The organism is Thermodesulfobacteriota bacterium (assembly GCA_035559815.1).
Classification (GTDB): Bacteria; Desulfobacterota_D; UBA1144; order Nemesobacterales; family CSP1-2; genus DATMAT01.
In genome coordinates, this window is sequence record DATMAT010000029.1 from 83,648 (window position 1) to 96,132 (window position 12,485).

Sequence of the window (12,485 nt, forward strand, 5' to 3'; positions counted from 1 at the left end):
TTGCGACCTGGCAAAATGATAACCTGTTTTATAGGATCACGGGTAATGGCTAAGTTTGGGGAAAATTACTGCTGGATGATTAAAGACGACCCTTCGGTTTGTCCCTATATCAGACCCGGAGAAGAATATCTTATCGGGGACCTGGAAAGACGGGTCAGAGAAAAGTGTATCGAATGTAATGAGTTAAGGAGCGACCTAAAAAAACTGGCAGACGAGAAAGGCGCTATGTTTGAGGTTTTCCCACTGATTCTGGATGAGTTCTTGAAAAAGGAGCAGAAGATAAACAGTTACGGCAGGTCAGTAGAAATCAAAGAAGAGATGTTCGATGTGCTGGTTCACCTCTCCACTTCGCTAAAACTGGTGCTGGACGTTGATGAGATACTGTACAAGGGCCTGGTGGCATTTACCGCCGGAATAAGCTTCGGATTCAATCGAGCGATCGTTCTTCTTTCCGGGAATAAGAAATTGCGGGGTTATTTTGCGCTGGGTCCTAGAAATATGGATGAGGCTGTAAGGATATGGACTGAAATATCGGAAAAGAACCTTACCGTGCTCGACCTCCTGAGATTCTCGCCGCAGATATTCAGGAGGGAAAAGGAAAAATTCAGCTACATCCTGGACAAAATGGAGTTTGACGTTAATGAGGAACTTTTCAAGAAGGCATTTGAGACCGAGGCTATTCAGAGGGTGTCCCCGGAGGATAAGATTCCTCCGGTGCTCCGTGATTTTTATGGGGACACGCCTTTCTGGATGATTCCTTTTTTCTCTCATCTCAATCGTCTTCTGGGGGTTGTACTTCTCGATAATTTCCTCACCAGAAAAGAGGTGTCAGACGAGGAGTTAAAGGCTATGGAGGTTTTCGGCACGGAGATTTCCCTAGCCCTGGAAAGGGGGCTGACCTATGAGGAGCTCGAAGAAAAGGTGGGGACTCTGGAGGAGGCGAACCTAAAACTGAAAGAGCATCAGGAGCTCATAATGAAGCTTAGAGCGGAAGCATCTATCGGGGAGATGGTGCTTCAACTAACTCATTCTTTCAAGAACCCGGTGATTGCCATAGCCGGACTGGCCCGGGTTTTACAGAAAAGGACAACCGATTCGGTGATCACAAAGTACACTGATTCTATTCTGGAGGAGGCCTATAAGCTAGAAAAGACGCTCAAGGATTTTGTGAATTTCATCAGAACGAGATATATTTCGGATAATGCCCCTATCGATATCAACAAAATAGTCGAGCTCTTATACCAGGAGAAGAAAACCCAAGGGAAGCTTCAGGGTATAAACTTTCATCTAAACCTCACAAAGGAGATACCACCGGTTTTAGGCAACGATTATCAGTTTTATAATTGTATCGAGAACATAGTGAATAATGCGGTGGAAGCAATGACCGAGGGTGGAGAACTTTTCATAGAAACTTCCGCACAAAATGGCTTTGTTTCCATTGCCATAAAAGATACCGGACCGGGTATTTCGGACGAGGTGATGAGGAATCTATTCAAGCCCTTTTTCACCACCAAAAGCATTGGAAGCGGCCTCGGGCTCTACACCTCCAAGGAGATCATAGAGAAAATGGGAGGTAACATAGTGGTCTCATGCGAGATTGAAAAAGGGTGCAAGGTGGTCATAAACTTGCCGGTTTTAGGAAAAGAGGTTAATTATGAAAAGAATCTTGGTAGTGGATGACGAGCCAAACATAAGGCTCGTTTATAAAGAGGTGTTGAGCGAGGAGGGCTACGAGGTACTGGAGGCGGAATCGGCAAGAGACGCCTTTGGTATACTCGGTCATCAGCCGGTGGATATCGTTGTATTGGATATTAAACTAAGGTCAGAAAGCGGCCTCGACGTTCTTCAAAGGATAACCAGAGAATACCCGGATATCCCGGTGGTCTTGTGTTCCGCCTATGTCTCCTTCCAAAACGACTATACCTCCTGGCTGGCCGACAGCTATATCGTAAAATCAAGCGACCCGGAAGAGTTGGTGAGAGAGGTAAACAGAGTTCTGACTAAAAGGGGAAAAGCTGAATGAGAGCGGTTGTCTTAGCCGGGGGCTTTGGAACAAGGATAAAGCCTCTGACCTATTCTCTTCCCAAGCCTATGCTCCCGCTAGCCGGGAAACCGATCCTGGAACACGTAGTCGACCTTCTTAAAAACCATGGCATAAATGACCTCGTATTTTTGCTCTATTTTCAGCCCGAGGTTATAAGGAATTACTTTCAGGATGGGGTTAAGTTCGGAGTAAAAATAACCCATGTAATACCGCCCGAGGATTACGGAACCGCCGGGGCGGTCAAGTTCGCGTCTGAATATCTCAAGGGAGACGAGCCCTTTATCATTACCAGCGGCGACCTTCTCACCGATGTTGACTTGGGTGCTTTGGTTGAATTTCATAAGAGCAGAAAAGCCATGGTAACTATCGGGCTTACCTCGGTGAAGGACCCACTACAATTTGGCATCGTCATAACCGATAAAGAGGGCAATGTGGTGAAATTCCTGGAAAAACCGGGGTGGGGCGAGGTGTTTAGCGACTCGATAAACGCCGGAATCTATGTGATGGACCCGGCGGTTCTCGATTTTATTCCCGGGAAGCAGGCCTTTGACTTCAGCCATGACTTGTTTCCGAGACTACTCAACGAGGAGAAACCGCTTTTCGGTTACTCACTCAGAGGCTATTGGCGCGACGTGGGGGATGCTACGTCCTACATCCAGGCTAATATGGATATCCTGGCCGGTAAGGTTAGGGTGAAAGGCTCGGGCCGGAGGTTAGATATCGTCGGTAAGGACATCTGGCTCGGCAATGACGTAGAGATAGCTCAGGATGCAGAGCTTCTGGGAACGGTCATTATCGGTGAGGGCACAAAAATAAGTGGTAAAACGCAGATAAAGGATTCGATTATCGGCGACCACTCGGTAATTTTTCAACGTGCCAAGATAGTAAGTAGCATACTCTGGAGTAATACCTACATTGATGAGGACTCTGAGACCGAGGGCAGTGTGATATGCTCGAACGTGAAGATTGGAAAGGGGGTAAAGATCGAACCAGGGGTGGTAGTGTCTGAAAACTGCTTGATCGGCGACGGCGCGATTATACGGGAGGGGGTTAAGATCTGGCCGAGCAAGGAGGTCGAATCCAGGGCCATAGTTTCATCTAACCTGATCTGGGGGGAAAGGTGGAAAAGGAGTCTATTCGAGGAATCAAAGGTGACCGGACTCTCGAACTTTGAGCTTACCCCGGAGTTTGCGGCAAAACTGGGTGCCGCCTTTGCCTCATTTCTACCCAAAGGCTCCTCCGTTTTGATGGGCAGGGACACTTACCGCGCGCCCAGGATGATAAAACGCGCTTTCGTGGCCGGTGTTCTTTCCGCCGGGGTCAACGTCAAGGATTTGAAGGCCATTCCCGTTCCTATTCTCCGCTATAAGCTCCAGACCTTTGGTGAGGTTGGAGGGGTTTACTTCAGATACTCGCTGGAGAATCCGGAGGTAACCGAGATACTTTTCTACGATTCTAACGGGTTTGAGATGTCTGTATCCTTCGAGAAGTCTTTTGAAAGAATATTTCAACGGGAGGACTTTCGCCGGGTTTATGAAGGAGCGGTTGGAAGGATTACCGACCAGAGCGGGATAGTTGACTACTACAAGGAGGGATTTGTAAACGCAATCAAGGGGGAGATTATAAAAGAAAAAAAATTTAGAATCGTGGTAGACTTTTCGTTTGGCCCGTCTTCTGAATACTTCTCTACGATACTCAGTGAATTGGGGTGCGAGGTAATAAGCCTTAATGCATATACTGTTGAACATGGAAGCGGGGTCGACCCGGACCGAGCGCTCGGGCTTCTTTCAAACATCGTAAAGGCCACCGGCGCAACAGCCGGGTTTTGGCTCGACCCCTGGGCGGAGAGGCTATATTTGGTGGATGAACTCGGACGTATATACAAGGACATGGATTCACTTTTCTTGGTGTTTCAGCTAATTATCAAGGCCGAGAATTCCGGCGTCATTGCCCTTCCTCTTTTCATTCCTTCACCCGTTGAAGATGTAGCCAGAGAAAACGGGTTCAAGGTAAAAAGAACCAAAAACAGCATAAGAGCACTTTCGGAAGCGGTTAGGGATAGAGATGTTAAAGTAGTCAGCTACCCGGACGGCCGGTTTATATTCAGCGAGTTTCAGATTGCCTACGACGGCATGTTTAGCCTGGCGAAAACGCTCGAGCTCATGGCCAAGCTTGACGTAAAACTATCCGAGGTGGCCAGAGGGATTCCTCGGGTCAATTTCCTTCATCACACCGTCCCCTGCCCCTGGGAATCAAAAGGCGTGGTGATGAGGAAGGCCTCCCAGGAGGCGCTTGGCAAGGATGCAACATTTCTTGACGGGGTGAAAATTTCCTTTGACGGCTCCTGGGTTCTTATATTCCCGGATCAGTACAGGTCGATTGTTCACCTGTATACCGAGGCAAAATCCCCTGACCAGGCTTCCCTTCTCATGAGCGAGTACACCGAGAAGATAGAGAATTGGGTAAAAGGCTAAACCGGATAAGGCAATCTGCCTGAAATCTGCTCTTCCGGGTTCATTAAGCGAATTAACGTTCATGCTAAAGAAGGTTTGATGGCGGAGATAGCGAAAGCAGCCGACTCGTGAAGTCACTTACATTGGTTTTAATCCAGTTCGTTTGCCTAGTCATGTTGGCCGTGACCGGCCCTTTGATTGCCTCAAACTCGCCATATTTTTTCCTGGAAATAGTGGGCTTACTGAGCGGGGTCTGGGCAGTATGGACAATGAGGCCCGGCCACTTCAACATCGTTCCGGATGTCCCGAAGGGTAGTAATCTGGTTACGGAAGGTCCTTACAAATATGTCCGGCATCCCATGTATTCCTCCCTTCTTTTGGTGACACTTGCATTGGTGCTCGACCACTTTTCGAAATTTAGGCTCTTTATCTGGTTTATCTTACTCTTTGACCTTGTAATCAAACTTAGCTACGAAGAAGAGCTTCTTTCCGGTCATTTCACCGATTATTCTTCCTATAAAAAACGAACGAAGAGGCTTATCCCCTTTTTGTTTTAGTTAATCCTTTATTCCTTATAGCGGCAGAGGAATCGTCTTCGGGTTTTCAGCCAAAATTCTTTCTGAAAACCCGTCCAAAATAACAGATTGGTTCGCTTCGCTCGCAATGACGAGGAGGGAAGACGGTGCTTAGTAAGAAACAACGTCCTCATTCCGGTCATTGCCAGGAAGTCCTTCGTCAGGCTCAGGATAAACTAGGACGAAGGGTGAGTAGGGGTACAAAGAATATTTCAACGAAGAGGGTTAGGACGGCGCTTGCATAGCAAACTCAAAGGAGGGGAACCTAGTTTAAAAGACGTTTTTTCCTATCTGAAGGCCTGGTTTTACTAGTGTGAATTTTTGGTTTCTAATTATTTTAGACAGCAGTGTTTTTCTGATAATATAACGGGAGCTTAGCATGGCGATTTTCTCGGCCTTGCTAAATCCTCGACGGGAGAACAAATATGATAAAGCACATAGTAATGTGGCGGCTTAAGGAGACTGCCGACGGTGTAGGTAAAGAAGAAAATGCAAGAAAGCTAAAGGAACAACTTGAATCCCTTAGGGATAAAATTTGCGCGATAAAACACATCGAAGTCGGTATCAACATAAAGTATTCTGAAGCGGCCTCAGATGTTGTTCTATATTCAGAGTTTGATAGCCTGAATGACCTGGAAGCCTACCAGAAGCATCCCGAACACCAGAAGATAGTTAGCTTTGTGAATGAAGTGCGTTTGGAGAGGAGGGTGGTTGATTACGAGGTTTAGGCTTGACGTTTTCTATTTCAGGTGATTAGGTAAGTATGCACCAAACCGAGATAAACGGTTTTCGGTAGCGCCCGTTTTTATTAATTGTCTTCAGGTATTTCAAATAACTGTAAATAGGCATAACTCGCCGAAATCACATCTTTTTCCTCTTTTATCGAGCATTGGTCGAAAATGGATTGACAAAGGGTTTACGATAAGCTTAATATCTTGGTTATGGTAGAGATAACACTAGAAGAGCTTATCGAGAAAGCGAAAGAAAGAAACATCGACCTGGGCAGCGACCCCAAGAGTATAATCAGATTCTATACAAGGCTCGGACTATTCCCAAAACCCAAAAGGAAGAAAGCCAAGGGTACGAGAGGAAAAGCAACCAGGCTTTATTATCCAGAGTCTGCTCTGGACAAACTCGCTCAAATAAAGGCACTAAAATCCAAGGGGCTATCGCTAGATGAGATTCGGGACAGCTTTGCCCTTGGATACGTAAGGGATGCTCTGAGGGACCTTCTGAGTAAGGCCGATGACGAAAAGGTAAAACAGCTCGCCAATATCATCGGCAGTAGGGAAGAGCTTGAGTCAATAGTCGAAGCGCCGCTAGTTTACATAATCGAGGGAATGTCTCAAGAGGAGGTAAAAAAGCTGCTTACTCTATTTTGCGGCGTTGGATTTTACGCCCTTCTTGAAGCGCAGGAGGCGCTCGAAGAATTCAAAGTAAACGAGGCAAGGCGGGCACTATTTAAATCGATATTCTACAATTCAATAGCTATGCTCAGGCTTGCCCGCACTACCGGTGATACCAAGTTGGAGTCGACTGCGTCTGAGATCTACGAGAACATGGTTCTGGCCCCTATTCGCAAAGCCAGCGACCGGGTGAGAAGGGAATTCATAAAATCAGTGGAAACTCACCTGAGAGAGAGGGAGGTAAGGAAGAGAAAGGCTTGAGCCTTTTGATTTTATCTAGAGCCTGTCCGGATGCGCTCGGATATGTAGTCTGAAATACTGGTCAGGTTTGTGAGAAGTTCCCGGTTTATTTCGCTCTCGTCGATGCCAATTTCAAACTCTTCTTCCAGTGCTACTATAAGTTCGAGCGTAGCCACGGAGTCAACCCCTACACCGAGCTCGATGAGTGGGGTATCGTCTTTTATATACTCTGGTCTTAAGTCCTGAAGGAATTTATTGATTAAAACCTTTTTGACCCTATTTTTGATCTCTTGGCTCATCTAGTTTGTAATTATACCTATTTGGAAGCAAGAACTCTTTTATCACACTAAACGCGCCCATGCCCTAAGCCGTTCTCCAAGCATTTACCCAATCATCCTGTAGCCTGCGGATGGGGCTCGAAGGATGATTTAAAGCAAGGAGTGTTCACCCTTCGTCTCCGCTCAGGGTGAAGGGCACGGTGTTGGTGTAAGTTTTAGCTCTGCCTTCATGGTGAGCGCAGTCGAACCATCATGGTGAGCCTTTCGGCTACGCTCAAGGTAAACTCCGTCGAACCATGAGCGCTTCGACAAGCTCACTACTCAGTACTGGTAATTGGGTGAAATTCGCATAACATAAGTAGTTGAACAGCTTGACTAAGACTATCAACTACCTCAAATACTCTCTCAGCACCTTGCCGGTGGGGCTTTTGGGAATCTCTTGTCTGAATTCGATAATACGGGGAATTTTGAAATCAGAAATCCTTCCTCGGCAGAATTCATAAATATCCTTAGCCTCTATCTTCTCACTTGCTACTATTACCGCCTTTGCCAGCTCCTCTCCTTTACCGTCTTTTACCCCTATCACTACCGCTTCTCTAACCTGAGGATGTCTTAGTAATACGTTTTCTACCTCCTGAGGGTCTACCTTATGGCCTCCGATGTTTATGAAGAGCTTTTTTCGTCCGGTGATGTATATATAGCCTTCCTCATCTATCCTTCCCAAATCGCCGGTGAAGTAGAATCCGTTTCTGAATGCCTTTTCTGTTTCCTCGGGCAGGCCGTAATATCCGCTGGTCATAGATGGACTTTTTACGGTTATTTCCCCGGTCTCGTTCACCTTTGCCGCACTTCCGTCTTCCTTTATGACCCTGACCTCGACGTTTTTAACTGGACGTCCTACCGAATTAAACTTGTCTTTTATGTTGTCGCTCAAGTTAATGGAGATCACGCCGGTTTCCGTGGAGCCGTATAGCTGTCTAGGATAAATGCCGAATTTGTTGTGGAACTTGTTGAAGGTTTCTTCGGATAAGGGCGCTCCGGCGGAGATGACCAGCTTAAGGGATGAAAAATCTCTGGGCCTGGGAAGGAAGGTTTCGGCGAGTACATTGAGCATAAAAGGAACGGCAGGAAAAACGGTGATGGATTCTTTCTCGATAAGGTCGATTACCCTGTTTCTGTTGAATTCTGGAAGGACATATATACATGCTCCAACTTTTATCGCGCTGATGAAATTTCCAAATCCGTATGTGTGGGAGATCGGCACTGTGAAAAGAATCCGGTCTTTTTCGGTCCAGCCTACGGTCTGGGTATGGTTATCGGCAAGAGCTATCAGGTTAAAATGGGTTCTGGATACGCGCTTTGGCTTGCCTGTAGAGCCGGTGGAGTATAGATAGATAGCCTCATCCTCGGGTTTTATTAAAGCTTCGGCAGGACATTGAGCATTACTATCTGAATATAACCAGTCCGTCTTATCTCCTTTTATTGCCACGACTGATGCTTCGGTTTCGAGTGCGGCCTTCTCGGCCAGCGGCCTTAGTTTGTCTTCAGTCAAAACGAGTTTAGCTGAAGAGTGTGAAATATAAAATTTAACTTCCTCTTCTTTGTATACGGCGTTTATGGGAACTGATGTTGCACCCAGGCTGGCTATGCCGAAGAAGCCGGCAACGAACTCAATCGAATTCGGAAGAAAGAGGGCAACCCGGTCACCCTTTTCTATACCTCGCGAGGCCAGGAAAGAAGATAGGTTTCTTACTGCATGGTCGAGAGCTCTATAGCTGATTCTTTTATTGCCCTCCACAACAGCAGTTCTGTCGGAGTGTTTTTTTATGGTTGAAAGGAATAAATCTGGCACGGTTTTCATTATCGAGTATTCCGTAGGGGCGACCCGCCGGGTCGCCCCTACCTTAGAGTCAATGAAAATCTAAGGATATATCCCTGGATATTTTAGACCTTCACCTTCCGGAAAATCAAACATGATATTCATGTCTTGTACCGCCTGGCCCGATGCGCCTTTTCCCAAGTTATCGAGTGCTACGACGGCTATGAAGACATCGTCTTGAAACCCGATTCCGATATCACAGAAGTTAGAGAAACGGACGTTTTTAACAGAGGGGAATTGCCCTTTTTCATATATTCTGACGAACTGTTGACCACCGTAGTACTGACTATATAGGTCAAAGATTTGGTCATAGCTTTTAGCTTCCTTCAACCTGGCATAAATTGTCGTAAGCATACCCCGGTTTATGGCTATGCTGTGGGGAATGAAGGTGATGTTAACCGGTTCTCCAGCCAAGCGTGAAAGCTCTTGCTCCATCTCCGGCCTCTGGTTATGCCCGGAGACTCCATAAATAGAGGCCGTTTCATTTGATTCGGAGAAATGATGCTCCAGGGAGGGCGCCCTTCCTCCGCCGCTCAGTCCTGATTTCGAGTCCACAATCACCGAATTTTCCTTTATCATGCCTTTCGAGAATAGGGGAGCGAGCCCCATAATGGCGCTCGTGGCATAACATCCGGGGTTTGCCACCAGTTTAGCATCCCTTATTTCTTTTCTGAAAATCTCAGGAAGGCCGTATACGGCTTCTTTAAGCAGGTTATTTGAGCTGTGTTTAACTTTGTACCACCTTTCATAGGTATCAGGGTGGTTAAGCCTAAAATCGGCGCTGAAATCAATTACACGGGCCCCGGTTTGAAGAAGCTTAGCTACGAAATGCATGGAGGCGCCGTGAGGAAGGCATGAGAATACCAGGTTGACTTCGTGAAGGCCGCCGAGCCTGGCAATTTTTACACACTCTAAATGGAGCAGGTTTCGAAACTGCGGAAAAACCTCCGATATCCTCTTTCCGGCAAACTTCTCTGAGGTAAGCCAGGATATTTCCACTCCTGGGTGGCTTACCAGAAGCCTTAATAGCTCTGCCCCGGTATAGCCTGTAGCTCCTAGCACTCCGACCTTAATTTTCATCGCTTTTATATCTAGATTTTGAACAATCCTTCCTTGGTTGTAAACAATAATGACAAACTCGTCCAAAGTGATAGATTGGTTGTCGGAGTTGGGCCGATGGTAATCAAAGAACTTCGATGACGAATAAAGAAGAAGCAACCCCTCTTTAATTCCCCTCTTAGTAAAGGGGGAAACACGAAGGGGGGTCGGTTGGTTAATTCTCTTCCCCTATCTTTTCCGTGATAGCCTTGATGAAAAGGTCGGTAACCCATTTTTTGATGTGGCTTTGGGAGGCCTTGCCGATGGCTTTCCTGACTTTTCGGAGAGAGATTACCGCTTTAGCCGCAGAACGGTGTCCGCCGGCGCTCCCGATTTCCTTGAAAAGGTCTCTTACCAGCCTGCCGGCGCTCTTAATGTATCCGACGTTTCTTACCGAGATTACCAGGTGTGATTTGCTTACGATGCCGAAGGCCACGGACCATTCGATTCCCTTTACCTGTATCCCGAAGTCAGCCATCTTGGGGATCAGGTATTCCCTCTCTACCCTTCCCAGGTTGACAAAAAACACGCCGTTCTGTATCCAATGGTCGGCAAGTGCCTGGCCAAACGACTTGATCTCCGAGGGAGGCATCTCTGCCCTCTCGATACGCCTGAGGAGTGCCAGATTGGCATGGGGGTAAAGATAGGTAAAGGCTTCTATATCGTCCCTGTTGGCATCCCGGTTTAACGATATGGTGTCCGTTTTTATTCCATATAGAAGAGCCGTGGCCAGCCTTTCCGAGATATCCACCTGAGCGGCGCGGAGATACTTTGTCAGTATGGTAGAGGTTGCTCCTTCCTCTGCTTTTATCTCGGAAAAACGCGCTTTGTAGGAGCCTACTTGAGGATGGTGGTCGATTACCGTATCCACCTCCGGAAGAAGGTCGCCAAAGTAGGGCGGCTGTACATCGACGAGGGCGATGGAGTCAAACCCTTTTAGCTCTTTGTGGTCTAGTTCTTCGAGGTCGATTTCCAGTAGCTCTATCATGGCCACGTTTTCCGGGCGGGAAATCCTCTCTCCCAGATGTCCGATCAATGCAGTCTGGCGATTTCGTTTAAGCAAGGTCCTCAAAGCCAGGGCGCTGGCGATAGAATCAGGGTCGGGATGGTCGTGTAAAAGAATCAACATCCTCTTGGCCTCGCCATGAACACGCCTCAGTTCCTCCACCCTAAGCTCTGTCTTGGCCAGTCTTTCTTCCTTGGCTATCTCGCTGGTGAGGATTTTATGGAATGGTACAAACCGCACCGAAGGAGGCGGCTCGTCTGGCCTGTCTCCATTGCTGACAATTATGGGTGTCTGTGGGTAATGTATGGAAAGCTCTTTGGAAATATCCGAGGAGAAAGTCTTTTTCTCGATCATGATCACGCTGAAATTACCGGTCTGGTTTAAGGCTTCTTCCAGCGAGCTTACCCAGATGACCTCTCCCCTTTTTGAGAATAGTCCGAGAAGGAGCGAGTCAAAATCCCCAATGAATAAATACCTACTCAATTCCCTCTGCATGCTTTGAGTCCGGAGTAAGTTTAGTTTCTTGAATTACTGACTATATCTCTCGTTTCTTTTGCAAGCCTCGCTCAAGCTTCTGATGAAGAGAGAGGTTTCTTCCAGCAGTTTTTCTCTACTATGCCCATGCTTCTCTATTATCCTTACCAGAGCGCTTCCCACAATCACTGCATCGGCAAACCGGGCAATCCTGTTTGCCTGCTCCGGGGTCGAGACGCCAAAACCAATGCCCACAGGGAGCCGGGTGTATTTTTTTATTTCCTGGACGAGAGCTTCGAGCGAGTAACTCATCTCCGGTCTGGCTCCGGTAACCCCGGTTACAGAAACCAGATACACAAAGCCGCTGGCATTATCCGAGACCAGTTTTATTCTATCGGCAGTGCTAGTAGGAGCCAGAAGAAACACCAGGTTAAGTCCGGCCTTGTCCGCGTGTACCTTAAACTCGTCCGCTTCTTCCGGAGGAAGGTCGACTACAAGCACACCGTCCACGCCGGCATCGCGTGCATCGATAGAAAATTTTTCAAGGCCGTATGCCAGAAACGGGTTGTAATAGCCGAAGAGTATGATCGGAACGTTGGAATGCTCCCGGACCTTTCTTACCACGTTCAGGACGCCCCTAACGGTCGTTCCATTTTGTAACGCCCTTTCCGAGGCCAGTTGTATGGTTGGCCCGTCGGCCATGGGGTCCGAAAAAGGGACGCCAAGCTCAATTATGTCTGCACCGCTTTCTTCGAGCTTAGAAACTATATACGGAGTGCATTCCAAGGAAGGGTCACCCGCGGTTATGTAGGTGACCAAAGCCGCTTTTCCCTTTTCTCTCAGTTCTTTAAACTTACTCTCTATCCTCATCTCATTATTTGTTAAAAAGTAGACCTAAGTAGTGGAGCGGAATAATGCCCCTTTTCTTTGAAAAGGGATACACCTACTCTCATTTTCTGCTTGCTCTTCTGGAAGGAGAGTTTCAGTTGTGTATGAAAAGTTACACATTTGCCGGGACCATATTTTTAGACA

General features: G+C 47.2%; 12 protein-coding genes. 7 read left to right on the forward strand and 5 right to left on the reverse strand.

Annotation, left to right across the window (positions count from 1 at the left end):
* Window positions 1-45 precede the first annotated feature (45 nt).
* From VNN20_08640 to VNN20_08670, 7 genes are all read left to right on the forward strand, one after another.
* The gene (locus VNN20_08640; protein HWP92248.1) at window positions 46-1,680 is read left to right on the forward strand and encodes an ATP-binding protein; all 1,635 of its coding nucleotides are present in this window, start codon (window positions 46-48) and stop codon (window positions 1,678-1,680) included.
* A complete protein-coding gene (locus VNN20_08645) occupies window positions 1,655-2,023 on the forward strand; it encodes a response regulator (protein HWP92249.1) in 369 nt (122 codons plus the stop codon). Before VNN20_08640 ends, VNN20_08645 begins: the two co-directional genes overlap by 26 nt.
* Window positions 2,020-4,518 carry a mannose-1-phosphate guanyltransferase gene (locus VNN20_08650; GenBank protein ID HWP92250.1) on the forward strand — a complete coding sequence of 833 codons (2,499 nt, stop codon included), beginning with the start codon at window positions 2,020-2,022 and terminating at the stop codon, window positions 4,516-4,518. The genes VNN20_08645 and VNN20_08650 overlap by 4 nt, the downstream gene beginning before the upstream one ends.
* A 107-nt stretch (window positions 4,519-4,625) precedes the next feature.
* Window positions 4,626-5,054 (forward strand): methyltransferase, encoded by a 429-nt coding sequence (locus tag VNN20_08655; protein HWP92251.1) that lies wholly within the window; start codon window positions 4,626-4,628, stop codon window positions 5,052-5,054.
* Window positions 5,055-5,179: 125 nt separating this feature from the next.
* Window positions 5,180-5,317 (forward strand): hypothetical protein, encoded by a 138-nt coding sequence (locus VNN20_08660; protein HWP92252.1) that lies wholly within the window; start codon window positions 5,180-5,182, stop codon window positions 5,315-5,317.
* Between the two features lie 180 nt (window positions 5,318-5,497).
* Window positions 5,498-5,800: a Dabb family protein gene (locus tag VNN20_08665; protein HWP92253.1), complete on the forward strand. Its 303-nt coding sequence runs from the start codon at window positions 5,498-5,500 to the stop codon at window positions 5,798-5,800.
* Window positions 5,801-6,013: 213 nt separating this feature from the next.
* Window positions 6,014-6,739 (forward strand): MerR family transcriptional regulator, encoded by a 726-nt coding sequence (locus VNN20_08670; protein ID HWP92254.1) that lies wholly within the window; start codon window positions 6,014-6,016, stop codon window positions 6,737-6,739.
* Window positions 6,740-6,750: 11 nt separating this feature from the next.
* On the opposite strand, the gene VNN20_08675 is transcribed toward VNN20_08670, so the two are convergent.
* The 5 genes from VNN20_08675 to trpA form a co-directional block, all read right to left on the reverse strand.
* Window positions 6,751-7,017, reverse strand: a complete 267-nt coding sequence (locus tag VNN20_08675) for an acyl carrier protein (GenBank protein ID HWP92255.1) — start codon at window positions 7,015-7,017, stop codon at window positions 6,751-6,753.
* Window positions 7,018-7,384: 367 nt separating this feature from the next.
* Window positions 7,385-8,857 carry a class I adenylate-forming enzyme family protein gene (locus tag VNN20_08680; protein ID HWP92256.1) on the reverse strand — a complete coding sequence of 491 codons (1,473 nt, stop codon included), beginning with the start codon at window positions 8,855-8,857 and terminating at the stop codon, window positions 7,385-7,387.
* 60 nt (window positions 8,858-8,917) lie between these two features.
* Window positions 8,918-9,955, reverse strand: coding sequence for an N-acetyl-gamma-glutamyl-phosphate reductase (gene argC / locus VNN20_08685; GenBank protein ID HWP92257.1), 1,038 nt, complete (start codon window positions 9,953-9,955; stop codon window positions 8,918-8,920).
* A gap of 193 nt (window positions 9,956-10,148) precedes the next feature.
* Window positions 10,149-11,462 (reverse strand): DHH family phosphoesterase, encoded by a 1,314-nt coding sequence (locus VNN20_08690; GenBank protein HWP92258.1) that lies wholly within the window; start codon window positions 11,460-11,462, stop codon window positions 10,149-10,151.
* Between the two features lie 45 nt (window positions 11,463-11,507).
* The gene (trpA, locus tag VNN20_08695) at window positions 11,508-12,323 is read right to left on the reverse strand and encodes a tryptophan synthase subunit alpha (protein HWP92259.1); all 816 of its coding nucleotides are present in this window, start codon (window positions 12,321-12,323) and stop codon (window positions 11,508-11,510) included.
* Window positions 12,324-12,485: the final 162 nt, after the last annotated feature.